Here is a 24155-nt window from a genome sequence, read left to right as displayed (position 1 = left end):
ACTTGTAAACAAAAATTCCTGATTTAAGCTTCAGTTAAGCTAAAGACGATATGATATAAACAATCAAATAAGCGTAGTGCAATGCCAACACGATTCTATTCCCTGATAGAACCTGCAGATGCGCTTGTTGATAACAAAAAAATAATTAGTAGTAGCTGACTGATTGTTTTAGCGTAAAGGTGCAAATAATTTAACCCCTCAAATAATTATTTAACCCAACGATTTCTTAACTTTTTTCATATGAATCCCCTTCAATATGAATGAAAACTCTTCCCTCAAGGCCTGTGTGAACGGGTCTTTTTTTATATTCAGGCTGCCAAAATTATTTAGCGGGAACGTGAGAGTTTCTTAAAGATCCCACTGCCCAACAGCCCCAGCCAACCAAGCAACGATAAAATGATAAATGTACCATTAAAGCCGGAACCATGACTTTGAATGCTGATTTTAGCGCTTTTGACGGTTTGGGGAATTGTCAGTTTAAACGTGCCACGATTAGAAGTTGCTAAATGGGTCAGCGTTTTCCCGTTGAATTTGACGGTATAATTCATACCGGCATAGCGAATAAATGGTAGGTCAAGGGTCGTTGCTTTTTTCATTGGAATCAGCAGATGGTAGCTAAGTGAATTACTGCCGGCGTGAATGCTGGACTGGGCGATTTTAAATTTTTGGCCGTTTAGAATAGCAACTTTATTAGCCAACGCCTCAATGTATTTTCCTGAATTAACTGGGAGGTAATCGGTTCGACCGGAGCCGTTAACGGTTGGAAATTGATTGTTATAGTCGTGGTTATTAACTTTGTAGTTTTGAAGATTCAGGTTTGAACGGGGAATTTGATGGGTTGGGGTTGCTTTGTATGTTAACTCTGGCTGGTCGGTGCGGTTGAATTGATTGTCATACGGATTCTGATCGGTCGTGATATTCATCGGGTAAAGGGCCGAATAATTAAACGAGTTGATCAGACATAGACTAAAAAGAACAACGATCAGGCAGGTACTTCCCCAATGATGATTGAAGCGGGTCCCAAGAAAATAGGCGCTAAACGCGGCCAGAAACATGACAACTACCGGCATGATGCGATGGCCGCTTTGAATGGCCTCAACGCCCTTGATCAGTGGCAGGTGGTGGACAATGTTCCATGGAAAAAGATTGGAGAGCACAAACAAGGTGGTGACAGCGCCGAAATAGGCGTAACGACCAATTGGCGGCACCTTTTTCAAGAATAAAAAGCCAAATACCAGGAAGAACAGCAGAATCAGCCCAAATCCTTTATTGGCAATACTTTGGTTAAACCAGGTGAACAGACTTTGCGGGTCTGCATACAATGATTGCGGATTTGGCCGCATGAGTTTTTGACTTAAGCTGAGGTAGGCAAGCGGTCCCCAAACAATTAAGCTTAAAAGAAGACTATAAAGTGCGGCAATACCGATATGAATAAAGCGGGTGCCCCGCTCCGTCACTGATTGTTTATTGAAAAAGGCGAGATAAAACACCAGTAAGGCTACAATTACGATCAAAGTGGTGGGGGCGTGGGCGTACATGATTCCCGTAACACCGATTGTTAGCAGATACCAGCGTTGATAATTTCGAAACATCAGCTGATAAAGCCCGGCAAACGCCAGGGGATGAATGGATAGGAAAGAAATTCACCAAACTGGGTTGTAATGATTTCCATGATGAGATAGGTTGTCAAACCATATAAAACAGCAAAATAAAATGAAATCTTTGTGGATTCGGAAACCAGTTTCATACTGTAGTATGCGATAGTCAGCGTGGCAAAAACGATCAATACATATGTAAAGTAAATGGCACTAACGGACGACAAAACAAATTTCAATCCCGCAAATAAATACAACCAAACCCACGGGTAGCAGGATACTACGGCGTCACCAATCTGATTAAATGTGTGAGTCGCAATATGACTGCTGAAAACGCCGTGCTTTAAATTGACGAAGATCTCTTGAATTCTACTTAGATGAAATTGTAGATCAGGACCCGAGTATAGGTGCATGGTTACCCAAAAGGGCAGGACGACCAGAAATGCCAGTCCCAGAAAAGTGAGATAAATCGTGAGGCTTTTGTGTTGCTTAAGAGTTGATAGTAGTTTTTGATGCATAAAAATAATAACCTCCCATATTATTAAAATGGCAATTTTCTTTCAATACTGTTAATAATACGGGTTAAGTGAATCGGATTCAAATTTTTTCCTTAAAAAAATCGGTGAACAAGACACGACTTTTGTTTTGAGATAAAAAAAGCCGACGTAAGGAAAATTCTCCTTGCCCCGACTTGACAAAAATGATGTTTATTTGATTGGTAATCAGCTTAAAAGAGCCAGTAAACCAAGTGGGAAGATAACGTAAATTAAAATGTTGGCAATCCGACCGGCCGGCTTATTATTATTAAAAAATAATCGCCAAGCATCCTTTCGAGAGACTAACAGCGGCAGCGTCAATTGGCTTTCAAAGTTATTTTTTCGAATATCCATAGTAAAGACCTCTTTCTTTGATAAAGAAAGTAACAAAAAATATAGTTGACTTAAGCTTGAGTTAAGCTAAGGACGATATGATATAGACAATCAAATAAGTGCAATGCAATGCCAACATGGTTCTATCCTCTGATAGAATCTGCATTGCCCTTATTGATAGTAAGGAAGCGATGCGATGGTAGCTGACCGATTGTTTCAAAGCAAAGGTGCAAATAATTAACCCCAAAATAATTATTTAACCCAATGATTTCTTAACTCACTTCATGTATATGAATACCCTTCAATATAAATGAAAACTCTTCCCTCGAGGTCTGGACTTAATGTCCGGGCCTCATTTTGTATACATACGGTTAAACACGATGAAGTGGGAAAGTCATACAGTGGGGACCGCCACCGGCTTTTAATGTTTCAACAGCATTCAGTTCCAAGACGCTCATCCCCGCGCTTCTTAATGCAGCGTTAATGGCCTGATTCTGCTTTAGCGAAATGACCCGATGATGTCCCAGACTCTCCAGATTACAGCCATGTTTAAAAATGGCCGTCTCGGGGACCGGGATCAGTTTAATTGCCAATTTGGACAACAAACTTAAGAAGTCAGGTGGCAGCCCCTGAACATACGCAACGGCTAAATGGTCAGCCACCAGATTGAAGCACATGTCCAAATGCAAATATCGCGAAGCTGCTTTAACGGGATAAACTTGATAGCCCAGCGGTGACAGCATTGCTTTAATCTCATCAAAGCCGGTTTGATCAGTTCGATCAAGCATGCCGATAGCTATAACATTATCGGCTAAAAAAGCAAAGTCACCACCCTCAAAGAAACCGTGGACAACTTCCCCGAGCTTGGGAATTCCCAAATCAGCCATTTTATGTTCATACGCGGTGGATTCCTTAAATCGAATTGATTTTTTAAACCGCCCCAGGATGTAACCTTCTCTGACACAGCCACCGAAATCGCGTGAGAAAACAGCATTTGGCATTTCAGTGGTCGGCGTCAATTGTTCAACCGTCACGCCAATTTGATGATAGATTTCAACCAACTGACGATATTCAGCCTGAAGTTTTGTTTGATCCAGCGGTTGATTGGCATACCTTTTTGAAATTTCATTAATCGGAGCTGCCCGTTGGAGATAGCTTGGCGGGCAGGTAAGCACGCGGCTTAAAGCGGCAGTTCCGTTGCGAACAAACATAGTGGTCACTTCGCTTTCTGATAATTGCGGATCAATGGTTAGCATTATTGTACGTATTGTTGGATGCATATGTCAATAAATATTACATAAACAATTAAGTAGACTTAATATGCATCGATAAAGAATGGCCGAACGGTGCCTAATTATCAATGTATGTAATTAAATATGACATTAAAAAGTGAATTCCTCTTGAAAAAATTAGAAAATAACTGTAAAATCACATCAAACTTATTTATTTTTAATTTCACTTCAGCTTGTTGGCTGAGATGAAGTCGAGGAGGGATTATGTAAATGAAAAAATTATTTGGATTTATCGGTAGCTTAATGGTGGTGGGTCTGCTACTGGCCGGCTGTAGTACGAGTAAGGCTGATAATAGTGTAAAAAAAATTCAGGATAAAAAAACGTTGATTGTTGGCACCTCGGCAGATTATGCACCGTTTGAATTTCCGATTGTTAAAAATGGTCATAAAGAGATTGTAGGCTATGATATATTGCTGTCAAAAAAGATTGCGGACAGTCTTGGGGTTAAGTTGAAAATCGTGAATACGGAATTTCCGTCGTTAATTTCGGAATTGCAAGATAATAAAGTCGATTTGATTTTAGCTGGGATGGTTTCAACGCCACAGCGAAAGAAAGCCGTTGCCTTTTCAAAGTCTTATTACACCGTCAAGAATCAACTGCTGGTTAATCGAAAGGACGCGAACAAGTATCATACAACCGCAGATTTAAAGGGTAAATCCGTGGGTGCCCAGCAATCGACCACGCAAGAATCAATTGTGAAGTCACAAATTAAAGGCAGCCAACCCGTTATTGAATCCAACCTAACCAGTTTGGCAACGGAACTGGGACAGGGGAAGCTGGATGGCTTGGTAGTTGAAAACGAAATTGCCGATAACTATGTAACAACGTATCCGAAAAAATACGCGATTTCCAACGTTACCTTGAATACGCCGAAGAACTTTAGATACATCAATGTCGCAACCCGTAAATCCGATAAGAAATTGTTGAAAAAGGTGAATAGCGAGATCACCAAGCTGCAAAAGAGTGGGGAGCTTACCAAAATGTTTAAACAGGCTCAAACAATTCAGGCAAAATACAAATGATGATTGGGGGAATTAAAGGATGTTCTCATTTCTGAAACATTACTATCCTGTCTTTGTTCAAGGAACAGCTCAAACAATTTTAATCTCAATTATCGGTATTTTAATCGGCATAATTTTAGGACTTTTCTTTGTGACGCTGCGACGCTCTAAAGTAAAATTGTGCCAGTATATTGCCAGAGTATACATTGCCATTGTGCGGGGGACACCGTCGATGATTCAAGTCATGCTAATCTATTATGGCCTTTCCAAAGTGCTGGATATCCCTCAGATTCAATTTCTTGGCTCGGGGCTTGATCGAATGATTCCCGGATCGATTGCTTTGGGGATTAATTCCGGTGCTTACACGGCTGAAATCTTTCGTTCCGGATTGATTTCCATTCCCAGGGGTCAGACGGAAGCCGGCTTATCCTTGGGATTGAGTGACCATACAACGTTGTTTAGCATTGTAATGCCACAGGCAGTCCGCAATATTTTACCGGCACTTGGAAATGAGTTCATTACACTGATCAAGGAATCTTCGGTTTTATTTTATATCGGTGTTCAGGAAGTTACCGCTCAAGCGTTGGGTGTTGGTGGCACATTGTATAACTTTATACCGCCATTATTAGTTGCCGCCATTATTTACTTTGTGTTGACGTTTTCAATGTCACAGGTTATCAGTTTACTGGAACGACGACTGGGAACAGCTTATTTGAAAGTTAATCAGGAGGAATAAGTATGGCAGGTAATATTATTGAAGTCACTAATCTTGAAAAACGATTTGGCCAAAATTTGGTTTTGAAAAATATTACATTTAACGTGCAACGTTCCGAAAAAGTCGTGATTATTGGGCCCTCAGGTGGCGGTAAAAGTACGTTACTGCGCTGTTTGAACCGGCTTGAAGACGATTACCAGGGGATCGTGAAATTTAATGATCAAAACATTATGTTGGCTGACGCCGGCAAGATTCGATCAATTAGACAAAAAATCGGTATGGTTTTTCAACAGTTTAACTTGTTTCCTAATAAAACCGCTTTGGAAAATATTACGTTTGCACCCGTAAAGCTGAAATTGCTATCTCAACAACGTGCGATCGATCGGGCCCACCGCTTGCTGTCACAAGTTGGGTTGGACAACAAAGCAAACGCGTATCCCCAGTCTTTGTCAGGCGGTCAGCAGCAACGAGTGGCCATTGCCCGGTCATTGGCAATGAATCCCAGTGTTTTGTTGTTTGACGAGCCAACGTCGGCACTGGATCCGGAGATGGTCGGCGATGTTTTGGCAGTAATGACTGATTTGGCGGATAAGGGGATGACAATGATTATCGTGACTCATGAGATGTCGTTTGCCCAAAAGGTAGCTGATAAGATTCTATTTATGGATCAAGGGATAATTGCGGATCAGGGTGATCCCCACTACATCTTTCACGAAACTAAGAATCCTAGGACCCGGGCGTTCTTATCAAAAGTAATGATTTAGAAAGGATTGGTTAAAATGACAACACTCAAAGTAGCGACAACTCAGATGCGTTGCTCTTGGGACGTTCAGGCGAACGTTGACAAAGCCAAGAACTTAATTCGACAGGCGGCGGATTGCGGTGCCAAAATCATTCTGCTTCAGGAACTCTTCGAACGAAAGTATTTTCCCCAGCAGCAGAAACCGGCCTATATGGATTTTGCCACTGAATTGGAAAATGATGTCGCGGTGACGGAATTACAAAAATTGGCTAAAGAGCTGCATGTTGTGCTGCCGGTTAGTTTTTTTGAAAAGAAAAACACGAATCGTTACAATTCCTTGACGGTGATTGATGCCACCGGTGACATACTGGGTGTTTACCGAAAAAGTCATATTCCTGATGACGTTGGCTATGAAGAAAAATATTACTTTACCCCCGGCAATACCGGCTTTAAGGTTTGGCAGACGGCCTATGGCAAAATTGGGGTTGGTATTTGCTGGGACCAGTGGTTCCCCGAAGCGGCCAGATGCATGGCACTTGAAGGAGCCGAATTCATTCTGTATCCTTCCGCAATCGGATCAGTGCCGCAACATCCCGAAATTAACTCAAAAGGTCATTGGCAACGAACAATTCAGGGTCATGCGGCAGCCAACTTAGTCCCAATTATCGTTGCCAATCGGGTTGGAACCGAAATTATTGATGATTCGGAAATCACCTTTTACGGGTCAGCTTTTATAACGGATCAAACCGGTAGAATTGTTGAGCAAGCAGATGAAAAGTCGGAAAGTGTGCTGGTTCATTCGTTTGACACGGATCAAATCAAAGCTACCCGCAATGCTTGGGGGCTTTTCCGTGATCGGCGGCCGGATTTGTATCGGCCGATTTTAACACTGGATGGTCAAGGCTGATTTGGTATGACACCCGTCAGCATTTTTCACAAATTTTTTGACAATTGATTGCCAAGATTACCTTAAAACGCCTAAAATGGTTGTTAACAAGTAAAATGCTAACAATCAAAAAAGGAAGTTAGGTGATCAAATGGCAAAAGAAACTGGCTGGGTTACCCGGTGGCCCGAACGAATCAGTTATGGTTGAGTGATGCGGCCGATAACCTGGTCTTTCAAATGATGACGACCTATCTGTTATTTTTCTACACCGATGTTTATGGGTTAAGCGCCAGCGCGGTTGCAATCTTATTTGTAGTTGCCCGGGTGGCCGATGTTGCCGAAAGTTTTATTATCGGCGTCATGATCGATCATACCCACTCTAAATTTGGTAAAAGTCGGCCTTTCTTTTTGTGGTATGCGTTTCCCTACGTTGTTTTTGCGGTTCTAACGTTTATTACGCCCAACTTTTCATATAGTGGCAAGGTGGCCTGGGCTTACTTTACATATCTGGGCCTGGGCTTCTTATATACGGCGGTCAATTTGCCGATTACGTCCATTTTGCCGACATTGTCGCAAAATTCTCGTGAACTCACACTGCTGGGCGTGATTAGACAGTTTTTTGGCAGTTCGGTTCAAATTATCGTGGCGGTATTTACACTGCCATTGGTTGCCCTGTTTGGGAAAGGCAATCAGCAAACCGGCTTTTTGGGAACCATTATTTTATTTGGGGTCATTTCGTTAATCTTAATTCTCAACACGTTTATCCACGTTCGTGAACGGTATGCCAACCCCACGATTGCCCACCAGCCATTGAAGACGGTGCTGGCAATGATTCGGCATAATCAACCGTGGATTGTGATCTCGGTTTCAATTTTTATGTACTGGCTGGTAACCTCGATTAAAAATCAAACCACCATCTATTATTTTAAATACGTTATTGGCAACGAAAATCTCGTGCCGCTTGCCAACAGTTTTACGTTTACATCGCTGATCGGTGTTCTGTTGATTATGCGGATTACGGAAACCCAGAGTAAGAAGCGAACGATGATGAGTGGGATTTTAACGGCTTTTATCGGCCAAGCGGTTATCGCTGCCGGCGTTTATCTTGATAATATCCCGACGCTGTTTGGGGGTATTTTTATTAACTCGATCGGTAACGGCATTATTATCGGGCTGGTTTCGATTATGATTGCCGATACCATTCGTTACGGTGTCAGCATGGGTGTTCAAGCGGAAGGTATTCTAGCGTCAACCGATGATTTTGGCGTTAACTTTGGCTTAGGAATTGGTGGCCTGATAACCGCCGGCTTGTTCCATGTTTCAGGTTATGTTGCCAATCATAATCAGAATGCCGCTACCATCACAATGATTGATGTTAATTATGTTTGGATTCCGCTGGTGATTTATGCTGGGATGTATTTTGTGATGCGACTTTATGACGAACAGCGGATATTGGATGAGATAAAGGGATAACCATTACTTGGATTCATGAAAGTGGTCAACAAAGTGTTGCCTGCTTTTTTTTGTGCGGTATAGTGATGATAAACCGGTTGTGATATTATTATTTCAGAAACTGTCAGGATCAGTAAGTAGTTAGAAATACAATCGGGGGATTAAAATGGAATATAAACAATTGATTGAAGAATTAATTGAATTTCGGGATAGTCGTGGATGGGAAAAGTATCATACATTGCCTGCTCTGGCACGGGCTGTTTCCGTTGAAGCCGGAGAATTAAATGAGTTATTTTTGTGGCGGGTAGAAAACGAAACTGACTTTTCGAAAAAAACACGCAATGATATTAAATTTGAACTGGCTGATATTTTAACTTATTGCTATTATATGTGTGAAAAACTTGATGTTGACCCGAATGAAATTGTTCAGGAAAAGTTGGCTATTAATAAAAATCGACATTGGAAATTCGATAATTAATTTTTAAAATTTGGTAGGGGATGAGTGGTAGTTATGGATAAAATTGACGCGCCAATTATTGAAAAAGTTACATATGATGGGGAAGTAGCCGGACACTTGAATGACGTAATCGGCGGAGACTCCAAAAAACGTCAACTACTATTTGATTATCCAACTGTCTATTTAATTTATGCCGCAAATAAGAATCATTCATACGAAGTGTATGTTGGTGAAACAAATGATATTGAACGGCGAACGCAACAGCATTTGAACGATGACCCGCGGGTTCGGGATGATTGGAAAAAAATGTCGCAAGAAAGTGATGCCCATTTGCTGATAATCGGGCATGATCATTTCAATAAATCGTTGACGTTGGATATTGAAAATCAAATGATGCTTTTTATGCTGGGGGTACCAAGCGTTAAAAGACTGAATAATCGGCGAGAAAATGAACAAAATGATTACTACACATCCGATGAAAAAGAGATTATCTTTTCTAAAATTTGGCGCAGATTAAGGGCACTTGATAATCATCTATTTCCGATTGAAAGGGAAATCCGTGATTCTGCAATTTTCAAAGCTTCCCCATTTCATAAATTAACGCCGGAACAGGAACGTGCCAAAGATGTCATCATTGATAAGGTGATCGATAGCTTAATGAAAGATAAAACGGGGCAGTTGATTCTCGTTGAAGGGGAAGCGGGATCTGGTAAAACCGTTCTTTTAAGTACAATTTTTTATCTCTTAAGTCATCTTGATAAAAGTTCTGTTCGTTTAGACACCAGCAATTTAAAGAACTATTTGTTAATTAATCATGATGAACAATTTAAAGTTTATCGAGATATTATCCATAAACTGGAGCTTGATAAGCGGGTTCGAGACACCGTCAGCAAACCGACTCACTTCATTAACAGTCATCCTGAAGACGCACCGAAAGTTGATATTGTTTTAATTGACGAAGCCCATCTGCTATGGACTCAGGGAAAACAAGCTTATCGTGGTAAGAATCAATTAGATGATATTTTAAACCGGTCACGAGTAACAATTGCGGTGTTTGATAAGAAACAAATATTGAAAACCGAGGAGTATCTGGATTCGGATCAAATCAGGAGAATGGAGGAGAGAGCTAGAAAACAGAATGATTTGATCATGTTAACCAATCAGCTAAGAATTAATGCAGAGCCTCAAACCGTTCACTGGATCAAAAATTTGATCGACAAAAGAGTTGTTACAAATATTCCAAGTGATAAAAAATATGATTTGCGGGTATTTGATAATGCACTGGAAATGTACAACCAGATTAAAGTGAAAGCTAAGAACGAGGAATCGGGTCTTTCGCGCATTTTAGCAACCTTTGATTGGAAATATAATAGCAAAAGGAAACCAAAAAACGGTGGTAATTGGATGGTTACTGCTGGAAATTTGTCGCTTCCATGGAATTTACAGCTGGAGGCTCCAAAAGAAGTTCGAAAGTCGAAGAAAAAGCTACCATGGGCTGAACAGGAACAGACAATCGGTGAGGTTGGTTCAACATACACGATTCAAGGATTTGATTTGAATTATTGTGGCGTTATTATTGGGCCATCTGTTAAATATAGAAATGGTCATATTATTTTTGATTCTAAAATGAGTGAAAATACAAATGCTGTTCGGAATCGAACGCTTCGTGATGGTCAAAAAGCCCAAGTAGCTGATCAATTATTACCGAATGAATTAAATGTTCTATTAACTCGGGGTGTAAATGGACTGTACATTTACGCTGTAGATGAACAGTTAAGAAAAGCACTTTTGAAGGCGCAGCAAGGGTTAATCGGTGATAATACGACTAACTAAAAGTGTACTTTTTATGAACTTCGAATTCTCTTTAACTCAGTTCTGAAAGAAACGACTAGCAAACGAACCTGATCAAAGGATTTTGAGTTATCATATTTACGGCAATTTTCTTCGTAACTATCGACAGTACTGCATAGTCCTCAACCAAATTAAAAAGATTCATGATTCACGATCAATTTCATTTATTGACCGCTTCGCACCGTTTGTTAATAAATAAATTACGTTACTAATGGTAAGATGATTAAGGTTGGCATTTCTTGGGGAAATATTTGTGCGATTATTTTGTTCCAAGTAGTTATTTATTCAATTATTCGATTTATTCGTTGGCTGAATAATACATTCACTTCAGATAGTAGTATGACGGTAGCCTGATGGTAGATATGTAATAGGTGAATGGTTGTGATGGTAATAATTTGAACCTGGTAGGGGTTAAATTCTTGTTGGGTTACTTTTCCTGTTAATAATTATGGTATCATCTAACGCCTAAACCAATATTTAGGTGTTTTTGTTTGGAATAAAGCTGAGTCTTGATAGATATTAAAAGTAGTTAAGTAAACTTAGGTGTTTCTATACATAATAATAGTTCGGGCTTGAAATACTGAATGTGTCAGCATAACATTAATTTGTAACGACAGTCTGATTTTAGGGGAAGTGTGTGAATGTATACAGATTTAAATAATAAAGTAGCCGTCATCACTGGCGGTTCAAAGGGGATCGGGACAGCAATTGCTGATCGGTTTGGTCAAGAACACATGTCGGTGGTGATCAACTATAACAGTGACGAAGCCGGTGCTAAAAAGGTTGCGGCAGAAGTAGTCGACAATGGTGGCCAAGCGACTATTGTGAAAGCGGATGTTTCCACTGAAGATGGCAACCAAGCGTTATTAAACGCCGCCTTGGATAAATTCGGTGACCTGGATGTGTGGGTAAACAATGCCGGGATGGAAGTAAAGTCACCCACCCATGAATTATCGCTGGAAGATTGGAATAAGGTGATTTCAATTAACGAAACCGGTGTCTTCTTGGGTGCGAAAGCTGCTTTGAACTATTTCAAGTCACACAACAAAAAGGGAAATATCATTAATGTATCATCAGTTCACGAACAGATTCCCTGGCCAACCTTTGCCAGTTACGCGGCTGCCAAAGGTGGCGTCAAATTGTTTACGCAAACCATTGCGATGGAGTACGCCAAAGACAATATTCGGGTCAATGCGATTGGTCCAGGAGCGATCAACACGCCGATTAACGCCAAAAAGTTTGCGGATAAAGCACAACTGGATCAAACCGTTTCAATGGTACCGATGAATCGAATCGGTAAGCCGGAAGAAGTCGCTGCCGGTGCGGCCTGGCTGGCCTCCGACGAGTCAAGTTATGTAACGGGTGTAACGCTGTTTATCGATGGCGGCATGACGCTTTATCCGGCTTTCAAAGATGGACAGGGTTAATTCGATAATTGAGTAAAGGTGAGGGACAACGTATGCAGCTGCAAACGGTTTTAACCCCGGCATGGATTGCCTGGGGAAAGCAAAAATCAGAAGAGAATCCACGCTTGGAGGGCTTTGTGGCCGGAGAAGGCGGTAAAAATCCCAAAGTGTTGCTTTTAGGTGAAGCACCGGGTGACAAAGAGGTCAAGCTGGGTCATCCCTTTCAAGGGCCTTCCGGAAAAGAACTTGATCGCTGGTTGGCATCACTGGGACTGACTCGCGAAGATGTTTATATCACAGGAGTCGTCAGCGCCCGGCCGTTTTCCATTGGTAAAACAGGTCGAAAACGTGACCGCCGGCCCAACAATACTGAGGTCAAACAGTGGGCGCCAATGTTTGATTATGAAATGAGCCATTTCGAAAACTTGTTGATGGTACCGATGGGAAATGCCAGCCTGCAGCGATTATTGGGGAATAAGGCCAAAATCGGTGACCTGCACGGCCGATTAATCGAACGGCCGGTTCAGTATTTTGATCAGGCAAATAAAGTGTTTAAATGGACAACTAAAACCCGCAAAATTTTTCCGTTATACCACCCTTCATATTCGAAACGGTTTAAAAACATGGAAGCCGTTGTCGATCGGGATTCTGAAAAATTGAAGGAATTATTGCTTCAAATATAGTCCGAAAGACCAAAAAATATAATTAAACGCAGCTATTCAAGCAAGAATTTGATAACTTGAATAGCTGCTATTTTTTATACCATAATTTAGTAAAACTTGAGATTTATTATTTTAGGCAGTTATTAATTATCGTATCGTCGGGTTCATATAACTAAATATAAAACTAATTCTAACGGAATTCAAAAGAACGTAAAGCTTTGGAAAAGGGGCCGATATTATAATTGTTATTGAAATAGCGTATCATATAATAAATTCAATTAAGCAGTCAGTGTATCTGAAAGAAGATCAGATTAACAAGCGTCATTGGATTTTAAATTCTTTTTTCGAGGAGGAGAGAAGTCATTTAAAGGCTGCTTAAATGTTATTTGTAAACCCAAACGCAAACTAGTCGGGAACCAGTTAATTATCGTAGGTGTGCTTATCTTTAGAGGCGCAAGGAATGTAAAGTGCATGTAAAGAAAGTCTTACTTGTTTGGCGGGCTTTGAGTCGTTAATCTTAAAAGCATGTATGAATTTAAAAGGGTGCATGCGCATATAAATTATCATTAGGAATGATGAATGTGGGAATGGGGCGTATTGATGAAACGGGGACGTCATTGGATTTATGTTTTAGGCAGTTTGGCCGCTATTGGCGTTTGTGTTGGGCTATTTTTGGTGTGGCATGCCGATAATCACAATAGCAGCTCGACTCAGATCAGTCGTTCGGCAAAAAGTCAGTCTTCACGTAAAGCTCCGAAGTCACGGGCAGATAAAAAGGTGGTTGTTACTCGGTTATCTCCTGAGGAGAAAGACGGTCAAAAAGGCTTTTTGACTACCGGTGACATTACAGATTATTTGAAGCGGGGACATTTTGTGGGCTCGGCCCTGATTATCAAAAATGGCCGGTTTTTATATCGAAAGGCGTTTGGCTATGCAAATTACGCTGATCGACTTAAGAATAAAACTAATTCTGAGTTTCAAATTTTATCCATTCAAAAATCGTTAACTGCCGCCTGTATTATGAAGCTGATTCAGGAAAAAAGGTTGGCGTTGACGACTTCCCTGGCCCGTTTTTATCCAACGATTGCGCACGCAAACCACATTTTAATTCGGAATATGCTGGATATGGACTCGGGACTGTCAATGACAGATACCGGTTCCAAACGGCCATTGCGTGAGAAACAGGTTGTTGAATATGCCGTGAAACACGTTTTAAGTAATCCGGAAGCATATGGTAAGTGGCGTTATCAGCCGGTTAACTACGTTTTGTTGGCGGGTATCATCGCCCGGTTAAGCGAAAAGAGTTATCGGCGTTACTTTGACCAATTATTTATTAGACCTTTTGATTTAAAAGGAACCGGGTTTGTCCAAACACAACCGTTGACGCCATATAAAACAATTGGTTATCGATATAAAAGAGCTTCTCAGGTTATTCAAAATTATCAAAAACCATTTCATGAAACCAGAGCGGCGATGCAAAACGAATTGGGAACCGGTCAGGTTTATATGACGGCTTATGCGTTATTTAAAGTTGAAAGCCGTCTTTTACAGGGGAAGATTATTTCGATAAAAAATGTCAGAACTTTACATACCGCGGGGACATCTTCAACATACGGCGGTGGTGTTTATAATCAGCCCAACGGTATCCGTTCACACGGCATTGGGTATGGTTATGAATCATGTGTACTTGAATCCCGAAATGGTAAAAACGGGGTGGTTCTTTTGAGCAATTATTATCGGCCGGCGGCTTCAATTCAAAAGCTGGCAGTACCATTATTTGATCAAATGATGAGTGACAAGCTAGGATAGCCGTTTTGGGGCTTTTGTAGAACGCATAATCGAAATTGCATTATTCGGGTAATTTTTGAAGGGGAGATGGCAATGGCTGTATTAACAAGGTGGCTGCAACAGCCTGTTATAAAGTTCATTTTAACGACGTTATTTTATTTTGCGATTATGATGGTCCTCTTTTATCTGTACGATTACAGCGGGATTAATCAGGCAAAATTTATTTACAATGATTTTTAACGGGGGAAGTGATGAAGTATGTTAGAGCGGGATTTAATTCGGGATTTAATTAATGTGATCGATTCCTACGCCGAAAATGGTGGCGACAAATTGGCCTATCATTACGGCAATCAAACGAACACTTATATGGATTTGAAACACTATTCAGATGCCTTGGCAAAGCACATTGATCAAATGCAGCTGCCCAAGGATTCGCCGATTATGGTTTTTGGCGGTAAGGATTTTGCGATGATTGCCACCTTTATTGCGGTGGTGAAATCCGGACATGCGTATATACCGGTTGATATTGATTCACCAACCGAGCGTTTGACGTTGATTAATGAAATCGCCAAGCCGGCTGCGGTGATTGCGGTCGAAGCATTACCGGTTGACCTGGGTGGGTTACCGGTTATTTCGAAAAAAGAGCTGGCAGCTATTTTTTCAGAACGGATATCTTATCAGGTGACTCACGCTGTCAGCGGCAATCAGACATTTTATATTATTTTTACTTCTGGTACGACGGGCGTTCCTAAGGGTGTTGAAATTAGTTACAACAATTTGATGAGTTTTGTTAAATGGTTGGTTGGCAATGACTTTCACCTGCCGGCTCAACTGCAAATGCTGCAGCAACCCGCCTACTCATTTGATTTATCTGTTATGAGCCTGTACCCAACGCTCTTCAAGGGTGGCACGCTTCACGTCCTGTCAAAGAAGATTACGGACAATTTCTTAGTTTTGTTTACGACATTGCCAACGTTGCCAATTAATGTCTGGGTATCAACCCCATCGTTTGTAAATATTTGTTTACTGGAGCCAACATTTGATGCTAAGCACTACCCAAGTTTAAATTATTTTTTATTTTGTGGGGAAGAGTTAACGGTCAGAACAGCTAAAATGCTAAAAAAGAAATTTCCGAAAGCCCATGTATTTAATACCTATGGGCCGACTGAGGCAACCGTTGCGATGACTCAAATCGAAATCACTGACGAAATTCTTGAAGAATTTGATCGATTGCCGATCGGTTACGTTAAAGACGGTATGCATGCCAGAATCATTGACGATCAGGGGAACCCTGTCAGTGACGGCACCCAAGGAGAATTAGAGATCTATGGCACCAGTGTTTCGAAGGGGTACCTCAATAACCCCGAAAAAACCAGCCAAGCCTTTTTAACTCACAATGGGCAACCCGCTTACAAAACAGGCGATGTGGCCACTATGCGCCAGGACGGTTTGCTTCGGTACTATGGCCGAAAAGACTTTCAGGTGAAGATTAACGGTTATCGGGTTGAACTTGAAGATGTCGCGATTCTGGTTAGTAAAGGAAAGTACGTTAAGCAGTGTGTGGTTGTCCCCAAATATAATGCGCAGCATCAGGTATCAATGCTGATTGCCTATATTGTGCCAAATAAGAATCGCTTTAATAATGAGTTGGATTTAACAGCTGCTATTAAAAGCGATCTGAAAGCATCGATGATGTCCTACATGATTCCTCAAAAAATTGTTTACAGAAAATCATTGCCGTTAAGCAACAATGGAAAAGTCGACATTAAATCGGTGATCAGCGAGGTTAATTTGCGATGAAATGGTACATTCCCTATGGCAATCCGACTTACTTTATTCTGCTGGCTGTCGCATTGATACCGCTCATGCTTGGCCTGCTTTATGGTCGGCGGTTCCGCTGGTACCAAACATTAATATCACTTTTCTTCCTGATATTGACGTTTGGCGGGCCTAATTGGCGAACCGGCATCTCACTGGTTTGCTACTTTATTTACCAAGTAGCACTGGTTTCCGCCTATTTCCATTATCGACGGCGGAAAGATTCACCTAACAAAGGGTGGGTATTTGTTTTAGCGGTTATTTTAGCAATTCTACCATTGGTGATTGTTAAGGTGACCCCGGCAATTGAAGCCGGCAGGCAATCGATTATTGGTTTTCTGGGGATCTCATATATCACCTTCAAAGTAGTTCAAACCATCATGGAAACCAGAGATGGTTATATCAAGGACTATCATCCGGTTGTTTTCAGTCAGTTTCTGTTATTCTTCCCAACGATTTCTTCCGGTCCGATTGACAGATACCGACGATTTGTTAGCGATTATGAAAAGGTTCCTGCCCAAAAGGACTATTTGAATTTGGTTCAAACCGGAGTCCGGTATGTCTTCTTGGGGTTTCTGTATAAGTTTATCTTAGCGTACTACTTCGGGTCGATCCTGATGCCCCGGGTACAGTTTGGCGCTTTGATGGCTCACGGGTTTTCATGGTATATCGTTGGCTATATGTATGCTTACAGCATGGATTTGTTCTTTGATTTTGCGGGATATAGTTTGTTCGCAGTTGGCATTAGTTATCTGATGGGAATTAAAACGCCGATGAACTTTAACCAGCCATTTAAATCCAAGAATATTAAAGATTTTTGGAATCGTTGGCACATGACGCTGTCATTTTGGTTTCGGGATTATATTTTCATGCGGTTGGTGTTTTTCTTAATGAAACACAAGGTGTTTAAAAGCCGAATTACAACGGCGAATGTTTGCTACATCGTTAATATGCTGATTATGGGCTTTTGGCATGGTGAAACCTGGTTCTATATTCTCTATGGGCTGCTTCATGGTTGTGCATTAGTGGTTAACGATACCTGGCTTCGATATAAGAAAAAACATCAGGAGCGAATTCCGCATAATAAATTTACGGAATTACTGGCAATCTTTATTACCTTTAACTTTGTTTGTTTCACATTCTTGATTTTCTCAGGCTTTTTGAACACCTTGTTTTTTGAGCCGGGAAAGCTTCGATAAAGAAGACTAATTAACTGAGGGGTTGACAATTATGGATAACGTAAAAGAAACGGTTCTTTCAATTTTAAACGATTTAACTGGTGAAGATTTTTCAGACAGGTTGGACGAGAACCTCTATGATAGTGCCTTATTGGATTCAATGGGGACGGTTCAGTTGTTGCTGGATCTTCAGGATAAATTAGGCGTTAACGCGCCAATTTCGGAGTTTAACCGATCGGAGTGGAACACACCTGCTAAGATTATTGCGAAAGCCGAAGCATTGAAATGAAAATAAAAAAGCGACTTTTTGAAATTTTCGGGCCGGTCTTATGCGCGGCATTGTTGATGGTTGTCGTTTTTTTATCACCGATTTGGATAAAATTCAGTTATGTTAGTCCCACGGCGCAGAAAAATGCTGCTGCTTCTTTGTCACCATTGGTATTAAAAGGGCAACTGCTTAAACGACGGGCTTTGGCCAACAAATACGTACCATTTTTCGGTTCGTCCGAGTGGTCGCGATTTGATCCGTTTCATCCATCAGTATTGGCCGCCAAGTATCATCGATCATACCGGCCGTTTTTACTTGGCGCGCGGGGAAGCCAGTCTTTGACACAGTTCTTTGTGATGCAGTCAATCAATCAGCAGTTGAAAAATAAAAAGGCGATTTTCTTTGTTTCCCCACAGTGGTTTGTGCCAAAGGGCGAAGATCCAAACGCGTTTTCTTTTTACTATTCACCACTGCAGACAACGACCTGGATTCAATCGGAGAAGGGTACCAAAATGGATCGGTATGCAGCTTATCGACTACTGCAAATGCCCTCTGGTGATTCCGACAAGGTTATTTCGGCTGCGCTGGCACGAATTGCTGCTGGACTAAAGCCAACTGAATTTCAACGGTTTTATGTTGATTATCGTCACAGGTACTATTGAACGAAGACCAAATTTACGCCAGATTTAGGATTCCGGTAAATAATGAACAAAAGATTGCAAAGAATGCCGCTCAATTACCAAAAGTTTATAATTTTCAACGTTTGGATCGATTGGCAGGCGAACTTGGCAGACAACATACCGGGTCAAATGATTTTCAAATTGGCAACCGATTTTGGAAACGCCGTTTAAAGCATCATTTTAAAGCTTTGAAGGGTTTCCAAGCCAAGATGAGTTTTTTGAAATCACCTGAGTATGGTGACTTTCAACTGGTATTGAATCAATTCGCTAAAGACCATACAAACGTTTTGTTTATTATTCCACCCGTTAATTATAGATGGGAAAAATATACCGATTTATCTTCAAAAATGTTGATGAAGTTTGACCATAAGATAACCTATCAGTTACGTTCGCAAGGCTTTAACCATATTGACGATTTGAGTGGGATGGGGATGCTAATTATTTCATGACAGATACGATTCATCCCGGATGGCGCGGGTGGTTGAAAATCGATCAAAAAGTTGATCCGTTTTTAACCAAAAAACAAGCGGCACCTCACTATACGATTGATAATCTTTTCTATTCGAAAGCTTGGCAGCAGGCTGACGCGGATTTTAATTATGACGAATATGGAAACAATGGACGGTGATAACTTTGGTTCAAACAACGAAGAAGATAAGAATGTTGTTATTCTTTTTATGCGGATTGCTGGTTGCCGGCTCAATTGCAATTCATGGATTAATGGCCGGGTATTATCCGATTCTAAAGACGAGTAACCATCGGTATGATGCCCAGATTATGAAGCAGGTTACCTATCCGATTTATCGTTCGGGGCCGTACTTTACCAGCTCAAGCACACAGACAGCGGACAGTAACAGCAGCAATTATCCCAATTATTACGTTCGGGTAATGCAGACAAAAACCACTAAAACGGGAACCTATGCTAAATTACGGTATTTCAATCAAATAATTGGTTGGATGAACGTTAAGGGGCTTAAATCTGTCAGCTTGTCGCAAATCGCCCAGGCAACTATGAAGCAGTACGACGTGAGCGGCAGTGCTATATTAGCTTCGGCAGGCAGTAAGCATATCGTAACGGTAAATAATGGTTTTGCCAACGCCGCTAAAAAAATTGCCAGCCAGGGTGATGGTTCGGTTTTGTATCCTTTGGCCTCCCTTCAAAAGGCAATGACTGCCGCAATCGTGCAACAGTTAATTACCAGTGGCAAGTTATCACCCACCACGAAATTGAGCACTTACTACCCGCAAATTAAGGGAAGCAGCGGGATTACTATCCGGGCAATGCTGTCAATGACTTCAGGATTGGACAATGCCGATACAACACCGGCTAAAGCAATGACCGAAAGCCAAGCTTACGCAAGTATGTTGAAACAATTGAATGCCACGGGCCAGACAGCTTATAACTATAGTGACGCAAACTATGTGTTGTTGGCCGGCATCATTGCCAAAGTAACCAAGCAAAGTTATACGACTAATCTGCAAAATAGAATTATCAATCGGCTGGGGATGAAGAATACCAGAATCATTGGTAATCAAAGTATTGATACTTCTATGGTAGCGTTAAGCTATTCACGAAAAGGTGAGTCGGATTACAGTAAGCCGCAGAAGGTTTCATTGCCACGGCTTTCTGCCATTCCCGGAGCGGGAAATCTGCTGACAACGCCAAGTGATTATTACAAGTTTATTTTGGGGCTGCAAAATGGTTCGGTACTAACGGCCGCTCAATACCGACAGTTGACGAGTTATGGGACGGTTTATTCCGGTGGCATGTATGTTGGTCAAAAAGGCGTTAAATACAACAATGGTTCATTTAGCGGTCAGGGCTTTCATACTGGTTACTATGCGACGACCGGCAATTATCACATGGCGATTGTTTTTGAAAACCAGGCGCCACTCACCTTAAGCGCCGGTGATTTCGTCAAGAAGATGTATCAAGTGGCAACTTATTATTAAAAGTAGCTTCTGAAATCGATTGTGAGATTGATTATTGTCGCCAAATAAATGAGAGAGCTGAGGCAGTTGCCCGGCTCTTTTTTTATAAAGTGGGCGAATTGATTCTCAGGAATTCAAATCCAATGATGAAAGCGCTACCGAAAAATGATATAATTAAAACGCTTTAGCAGATGCTTAAAGCACGAATCAGCAATTTTATTTTATCGTTTCAGGGGGAGTTTACATGTTGAAGAAATCATTTGTTGTTGCTATGGCATTGCTGTCTGGGGTTGTTTTCTGGGGCACTGCTAATCATCAGCCGGCTTTGGCAGCCACCAAGGCCAAACCGGTTAATTTATATTTGACTCGTCATGGTCAAACCATGTTTAATATTAACGGTCGCGGGCAGGGTTGGGCCGATAGTCCATTAACCGACACCGGAATCCAAGTTGCCCACCAATTAGGCTATGGTTTATATGGCTTGCATTTCAGCGCGGCTTACTCGGCTGATAATATGCGGACTTTTAAAACGGCGCATTATGCCTTGTCATCTTCAGGAAATGGCAAAGTGCCCGTAACCTGGACAGCCAATTTGCGAGAAGGTGGTTATGGTAGTTTTGAAGGTCAAAAATATGACGAAGTTAACAAAATCACAATGCCATTGTTACGACCGGCAGGGACGTATAGTGGACCACAAGACTTCAGTAAAGCCCAGCAGGCTCTTGGAAAAGATTTTTGGCCGGCTCTACAAGATGCTTATCATGACGCGGAATCGGTTGATGGCGGTAAATATAGTGATCCAACATTACCAGCCAGTTTAAAAGCCGAGTCAGCTAATCAGGTTATTTCACGAATGAATACCGAGTTGACGGCAATTGCCAAAAAGGCAGCCAATAAAGGTGGTAACGTTTTGGTTGTTAGTTCGGGGATGTCAATTCCGGAATGGCTTTCAGCTCAGGCAAACTACACGGTTAACAGTTTTGTTAACTGGGGCAATGAAGCGGTCATGAAAGTCACGTATAAGAATGGTCAATTCTATTTTCCAAAGTACGTTAGCAGTGAGACCCTTCTTTATACCATCAACAAAGGGGCGAAGTTGCAGCAATTGCCGGCCAATCAATTGCGTGTTCGGACGTTTAAGGTGAAGAAAAATGTTTTGACGGGAAAGACATCGTCGAACGCGGCACTAACGGTTTTGAATAATAAAGGAACAGTGTTGCAAAAGACTAAAGCCAAACCAGCGGGAAACTTTACGTTTAAGTTGAGTAGTGCGGCACTAAAGAAGGTCAAAAACTTTAAACAGTTTAAGCTGATGTCTACGCCTGCCGGAGCTAAAGAATCACTAAATATGGCATCAGACCAGATAACACAAACGGTCTTTGGTAATAAGACCGCGACGGTAAAAGTTGTTCAATAATTGAATCATTTAAGAGCAAAGAAAAGCGACCAATCGACTATGTTTATCAGAATAGTTGGTTGGCCGTTTTTGATGGAGCAGGCCGTGGAAAAGTTACTTTTCTCGGAAATTGTCTTGATAAGCAGAATCAAGCATCAGTTCCGCCATTTGGGTCGGTGTGACTTGACCGATATTATCCGTCAGATGGCTATTACTAAAAGCTTCTTCAAGACTCTTTTGATTAAATGGAACGCCGGTTATATTGGTCTGAATTTCTTTTAGATTACCGGCAGCCTGATTAAAGTCGCCAAAGATTTTGGCGTGGGAAACGATACCGTCATTTACCGAAAAACTGATTTCGATATTCCCGACACCGTCGTAATGATTAGCGTGAAAGTAGTCGTCATGATACTGTTTGCCCATGGTCCACGAGTCGGTTTGGTAATCCTGATTGGTAATCTGATTGACTGCCTGCCAATCAGACGCTTGCATCACATAGGTTGGAATGGCTTGAAGATCGGTCGTTTCAAAGACTTCTTGGAGAATCATGTTGATAATTTCTTTAATTGAAATGTGTCGGTATTCTTCATTGAAATACGGCCGAAGATTGGTGACACGACTATGGACTGATTTGACCCCCTTGGCAGCCAGTTTTGAAGTGGGTGGTTTTAAGGCCTTATCAGCGGCGTCCAGATCGACGTCAACCATCAAGGTGCCGCCACAATAGAATCGATTACCGATTTTAAAAGCCGCCATTCCGGGAAATTTTTTTCCATCAACTGTTAGATCATTTCGGCCACTCAAGGCCGCGTGAACGCCTAGTTTCTTCAAAACATTAATGATAGGAGTGGCATATTTTTTAAAATTCAGGTAGTTGGTGCCGTCATCGGTGTCGACAAAAGCATATGTCAGGTTGCCGGAGTCGACATAAACCGCGCCGCCACCACCGGCTCGCCGAGTAATTTGAATGTCATGGGCTCTGATATAGTCCAAATTCAATTCGGCCGCTACGTTTTGATTGGCACCGATTACCACGGAGGCTTTGAGTGGCTGGGACCATTCAAAAAGGGTCTCTGTGAATCGATTACTGGTCATCAGATAGCGGGAGACACTTTCAAACATGGTGGGATTTCCCATGTATTTGGTACCTGTAGAGAGATCAATATAACGCACTTTAACACATCCTTTCAGCAAAGTAACCGTTTTCGCTGATAAGTATAGCATTGCCACGGTGAATTGCGAATTAAAGACCCTCTGCAAAAATATTTGAAATGTTGGCAGCGGGGTTCTATAGTTAATTTATACGTGTTTTGGCTATCAAAATACATAAAATGGGGGTTATTTTAAATGAAACGTCGTTTGATTATTTTTTCGATGTTGGCCGTAACTTTGATAATCGGCTTAACGTTTTGGGTGGGACATAATGCCGGTTCGAAAACTTATGCCAAATACCGGGCCATTGGGTCAACCGTTAATTGGCATGATCCTTCAGAGAATCAGCCATATCCGAATTTGAAAAAAGTCAGCAAGCTTTGGATCTACGTCAGCACAAAGAATCAACGGGTTTACCTGCACGGTAATGGGAAAGTCATTTATACAATGTATTGTTCAACTGGTCGCGCATCATCGCCAACACCCAAAGGGACTTTTCACATTCAGGCGCAGCGGGGGAAATCTTTCTACAACGCCACCTCGCATGAAGGTGCCAACTATTGGGTCTCGTGGCTTGATCACGGGGTTTATCTGTTTCACAGCGTACCGGTTAATAAGAAGGGACAATACATCCCGTCAGAAGCTGAAAAGTTGGGAACACCGGCATCGCACGGCTGTGTCCGCTTAACGGTTGCGGATGCTTATTGGATGTATAAAAATATACCATTTGGCACAAAAGTAGTTATCAAATAGTTTTTTAATGGTAGGTAAAAGCGGCACCAAAATCTTCGATTAATCAGAGAAGATTTTGGTGCCGCTTTTTGGATTGCTCTTGGTTTTTAGAAAAATTTGGCGCTTACTTTGACGGATGCTGAGTGTTTTGCTTTGCACACTTTCTTAGGACTGCTGCACTAACCCACAAGCCTGCATGTAAGGGATTCTTTTCAAAAATCCAAACCCGGGATTTCCGAAAAGAACGCCTTACACTCCGGCTTATCCCGGGTTAGCTCCGCA

Annotated in this window: 21 protein-coding genes and 2 pseudogenes; 18 read left to right on the top strand and 5 right to left on the bottom strand. The window is 41.5% G+C overall.

All coding sequences use genetic code 11. The features are described from left to right. Positions 1–326: 326 nt before the first annotated feature. The 4 genes from JCM14108_RS10915 to JCM14108_RS10910 all read right to left on the bottom strand — a co-directional run bounded on the left by JCM14108_RS10915 (position 327) and on the right by JCM14108_RS10910 (position 3675). Entirely contained in the window at positions 327–1592 is a 1266-nt protein-coding gene (locus tag JCM14108_RS10915; protein WP_237745809.1) for a hypothetical protein, read from the bottom strand. Continuing rightward, positions 1592–2113: a hypothetical protein gene (locus JCM14108_RS15500; RefSeq protein ID WP_237745808.1), complete on the bottom strand. Its 522-nt coding sequence runs from the start codon at positions 2111–2113 to the stop codon at positions 1592–1594. Before JCM14108_RS15500 ends, JCM14108_RS10915 begins: the two co-directional genes overlap by 1 nt. 204 nt (positions 2114–2317) lie before the next feature. Continuing rightward, positions 2318–2485, bottom strand: coding sequence for a hypothetical protein (locus JCM14108_RS14710; protein ID WP_156654957.1), 168 nt, complete (start codon positions 2483–2485; stop codon positions 2318–2320). A gap of 350 nt (positions 2486–2835) precedes the next feature. Beyond that, complete coding sequence (locus JCM14108_RS10910; protein ID WP_035180817.1) at positions 2836–3675, bottom strand: dimethylarginine dimethylaminohydrolase family protein; 840 nt, start codon at positions 3673–3675, stop codon at positions 2836–2838. A gap of 291 nt (positions 3676–3966) precedes the next feature. Here JCM14108_RS10910 and JCM14108_RS10905 point away from each other — a divergent pair, with 291 nt between their 5' ends. The 17 genes and pseudogenes from JCM14108_RS10905 (at position 3967) to JCM14108_RS10825 (ending at position 22010) form a co-directional block, all read left to right on the top strand. Then, complete coding sequence (locus JCM14108_RS10905; protein WP_035180816.1) at positions 3967–4779, top strand: transporter substrate-binding domain-containing protein; 813 nt, start codon at positions 3967–3969, stop codon at positions 4777–4779. A gap of 19 nt (positions 4780–4798) precedes the next feature. Continuing rightward, positions 4799–5494, top strand: coding sequence for an amino acid ABC transporter permease (locus JCM14108_RS10900; RefSeq protein ID WP_035180814.1), 696 nt, complete (start codon positions 4799–4801; stop codon positions 5492–5494). Between the two features lie 2 nt (positions 5495–5496). Continuing rightward, positions 5497–6237: an amino acid ABC transporter ATP-binding protein gene (locus tag JCM14108_RS10895; protein ID WP_035180813.1), complete on the top strand. Its 741-nt coding sequence runs from the start codon at positions 5497–5499 to the stop codon at positions 6235–6237. 15 nt (positions 6238–6252) lie between these two features. Further along, positions 6253–7122: an N-carbamoylputrescine amidase gene (gene aguB, locus JCM14108_RS10890; protein ID WP_035180811.1), complete on the top strand. Its 870-nt coding sequence runs from the start codon at positions 6253–6255 to the stop codon at positions 7120–7122. A 130-nt stretch (positions 7123–7252) separates the two neighbouring features. Beyond that, positions 7253–8574 (top strand): annotated as a pseudogene (locus JCM14108_RS10885) (MFS transporter). A 145-nt stretch (positions 8575–8719) separates the two neighbouring features. Continuing rightward, positions 8720–9031, top strand: coding sequence for a nucleotide pyrophosphohydrolase (locus JCM14108_RS10880; protein ID WP_035180809.1), 312 nt, complete (start codon positions 8720–8722; stop codon positions 9029–9031). Positions 9032–9064: 33 nt separating this feature from the next. Beyond that, positions 9065–10843: a DUF2075 domain-containing protein gene (locus JCM14108_RS10875; RefSeq protein WP_035180808.1), complete on the top strand. Its 1779-nt coding sequence runs from the start codon at positions 9065–9067 to the stop codon at positions 10841–10843. 659 nt (positions 10844–11502) lie between these two features. Beyond that, positions 11503–12288 carry a glucose-1-dehydrogenase gene (locus JCM14108_RS10870; protein WP_035180806.1) on the top strand — a complete coding sequence of 262 codons (786 nt, stop codon included), beginning with the start codon at positions 11503–11505 and terminating at the stop codon, positions 12286–12288. Between the two features lie 32 nt (positions 12289–12320). Continuing rightward, positions 12321–12950 (top strand): uracil-DNA glycosylase, encoded by a 630-nt coding sequence (locus JCM14108_RS10865; RefSeq protein WP_035180805.1) that lies wholly within the window; start codon positions 12321–12323, stop codon positions 12948–12950. Positions 12951–13529: 579 nt separating this feature from the next. After that, on the top strand, positions 13530–14738 hold the full coding sequence (locus JCM14108_RS10860; protein WP_035180804.1) for a serine hydrolase domain-containing protein: 1209 nt from the start codon (positions 13530–13532) through the stop codon (positions 14736–14738). Positions 14739–14810: 72 nt separating this feature from the next. Beyond that, on the top strand, positions 14811–14957 hold the full coding sequence (locus JCM14108_RS10855) for a teichoic acid D-Ala incorporation-associated protein DltX (protein ID WP_035180803.1): 147 nt from the start codon (positions 14811–14813) through the stop codon (positions 14955–14957). Positions 14958–14975: 18 nt separating this feature from the next. Next, entirely contained in the window at positions 14976–16517 is a 1542-nt protein-coding gene (gene dltA / locus JCM14108_RS10850) for a D-alanine--poly(phosphoribitol) ligase subunit DltA (protein ID WP_035180802.1), read from the top strand. Next, positions 16514–17734, top strand: a complete 1221-nt coding sequence (gene dltB, locus JCM14108_RS10845) for a D-alanyl-lipoteichoic acid biosynthesis protein DltB (RefSeq protein ID WP_035180800.1) — start codon at positions 16514–16516, stop codon at positions 17732–17734. Before dltA ends, dltB begins: the two co-directional genes overlap by 4 nt. A 31-nt stretch (positions 17735–17765) precedes the next feature. Further along, on the top strand, positions 17766–18002 hold the full coding sequence (gene dltC, locus JCM14108_RS10840) for a D-alanine--poly(phosphoribitol) ligase subunit DltC (RefSeq protein ID WP_035180799.1): 237 nt from the start codon (positions 17766–17768) through the stop codon (positions 18000–18002). Beyond that, positions 17999–19289: pseudogene (gene dltD, locus JCM14108_RS10835) on the top strand (D-alanyl-lipoteichoic acid biosynthesis protein DltD). The gene dltC and the pseudogene dltD overlap by 4 nt, the downstream one beginning before the upstream one ends. A 32-nt stretch (positions 19290–19321) precedes the next feature. After that, positions 19322–20614 carry a serine hydrolase domain-containing protein gene (locus JCM14108_RS10830; RefSeq protein ID WP_035180798.1) on the top strand — a complete coding sequence of 431 codons (1293 nt, stop codon included), beginning with the start codon at positions 19322–19324 and terminating at the stop codon, positions 20612–20614. 223 nt (positions 20615–20837) lie between these two features. Beyond that, positions 20838–22010, top strand: coding sequence for a histidine phosphatase family protein (locus tag JCM14108_RS10825; RefSeq protein ID WP_235807154.1), 1173 nt, complete (start codon positions 20838–20840; stop codon positions 22008–22010). A 93-nt stretch (positions 22011–22103) separates the two neighbouring features. On the opposite strand, the gene lplA is transcribed toward JCM14108_RS10825, so the two are convergent. Beyond that, positions 22104–23162 (bottom strand): lipoate--protein ligase, encoded by a 1059-nt coding sequence (gene lplA, locus JCM14108_RS10820; RefSeq protein WP_035180796.1) that lies wholly within the window; start codon positions 23160–23162, stop codon positions 22104–22106. A gap of 174 nt (positions 23163–23336) precedes the next feature. Between lplA and JCM14108_RS10815 the strand changes: the two genes are divergently transcribed. Beyond that, positions 23337–23894: a L,D-transpeptidase gene (locus JCM14108_RS10815; RefSeq protein ID WP_035180795.1), complete on the top strand. Its 558-nt coding sequence runs from the start codon at positions 23337–23339 to the stop codon at positions 23892–23894. Positions 23895–24155: the final 261 nt, after the last annotated feature.

This window comes from Lentilactobacillus farraginis DSM 18382 = JCM 14108 (genome assembly GCF_000583655.1).
Lineage (GTDB): Bacteria > Bacillota > Bacilli > Lactobacillales > Lactobacillaceae > Lentilactobacillus > Lentilactobacillus farraginis.
This window is presented reverse-complemented; position numbering and strand designations above follow the sequence as displayed.

Excerpts from the sequence above, each read along its gene's own strand:
- JCM14108_RS10915 (WP_237745809.1), bottom strand. The coding sequence starts at position 1,592 with ATGTTTCGAAATTATCAACGCTGGTATCTGCTAACAATCGGTGTTACG.
- JCM14108_RS15500 (WP_237745808.1), bottom strand. The coding sequence starts at position 2,113 with ATGCATCAAAAACTACTATCAACTCTTAAGCAACACAAAAGCCTCACG.
- JCM14108_RS14710 (WP_156654957.1), bottom strand. The coding sequence starts at position 2,485 with ATGGATATTCGAAAAAATAACTTTGAAAGCCAATTGACGCTGCCGCTG.
- JCM14108_RS10910 (WP_035180817.1), bottom strand. The coding sequence starts at position 3,675 with ATGTTTGTTCGCAACGGAACTGCCGCTTTAAGCCGCGTGCTTACCTGC.
- JCM14108_RS10905 (WP_035180816.1), top strand. The coding sequence starts at position 3,967 with ATGAAAAAATTATTTGGATTTATCGGTAGCTTAATGGTGGTGGGTCTG.
- JCM14108_RS10900 (WP_035180814.1), top strand. The coding sequence starts at position 4,799 with ATGTTCTCATTTCTGAAACATTACTATCCTGTCTTTGTTCAAGGAACA.
- JCM14108_RS10895 (WP_035180813.1), top strand. The coding sequence starts at position 5,497 with ATGGCAGGTAATATTATTGAAGTCACTAATCTTGAAAAACGATTTGGC.
- aguB (WP_035180811.1), top strand. The coding sequence starts at position 6,253 with ATGACAACACTCAAAGTAGCGACAACTCAGATGCGTTGCTCTTGGGAC.
- JCM14108_RS10880 (WP_035180809.1), top strand. The coding sequence starts at position 8,720 with ATGGAATATAAACAATTGATTGAAGAATTAATTGAATTTCGGGATAGT.
- JCM14108_RS10875 (WP_035180808.1), top strand. The coding sequence starts at position 9,065 with ATGGATAAAATTGACGCGCCAATTATTGAAAAAGTTACATATGATGGG.
- JCM14108_RS10870 (WP_035180806.1), top strand. The coding sequence starts at position 11,503 with ATGTATACAGATTTAAATAATAAAGTAGCCGTCATCACTGGCGGTTCA.
- JCM14108_RS10865 (WP_035180805.1), top strand. The coding sequence starts at position 12,321 with ATGCAGCTGCAAACGGTTTTAACCCCGGCATGGATTGCCTGGGGAAAG.
- JCM14108_RS10860 (WP_035180804.1), top strand. The coding sequence starts at position 13,530 with ATGAAACGGGGACGTCATTGGATTTATGTTTTAGGCAGTTTGGCCGCT.
- JCM14108_RS10855 (WP_035180803.1), top strand. The coding sequence starts at position 14,811 with ATGGCTGTATTAACAAGGTGGCTGCAACAGCCTGTTATAAAGTTCATT.
- dltA (WP_035180802.1), top strand. The coding sequence starts at position 14,976 with ATGTTAGAGCGGGATTTAATTCGGGATTTAATTAATGTGATCGATTCC.
- dltB (WP_035180800.1), top strand. The coding sequence starts at position 16,514 with ATGAAATGGTACATTCCCTATGGCAATCCGACTTACTTTATTCTGCTG.
- dltC (WP_035180799.1), top strand. The coding sequence starts at position 17,766 with ATGGATAACGTAAAAGAAACGGTTCTTTCAATTTTAAACGATTTAACT.
- JCM14108_RS10830 (WP_035180798.1), top strand. The coding sequence starts at position 19,322 with ATGTTGTTATTCTTTTTATGCGGATTGCTGGTTGCCGGCTCAATTGCA.
- JCM14108_RS10825 (WP_235807154.1), top strand. The coding sequence starts at position 20,838 with ATGTTGAAGAAATCATTTGTTGTTGCTATGGCATTGCTGTCTGGGGTT.
- JCM14108_RS10815 (WP_035180795.1), top strand. The coding sequence starts at position 23,337 with ATGAAACGTCGTTTGATTATTTTTTCGATGTTGGCCGTAACTTTGATA.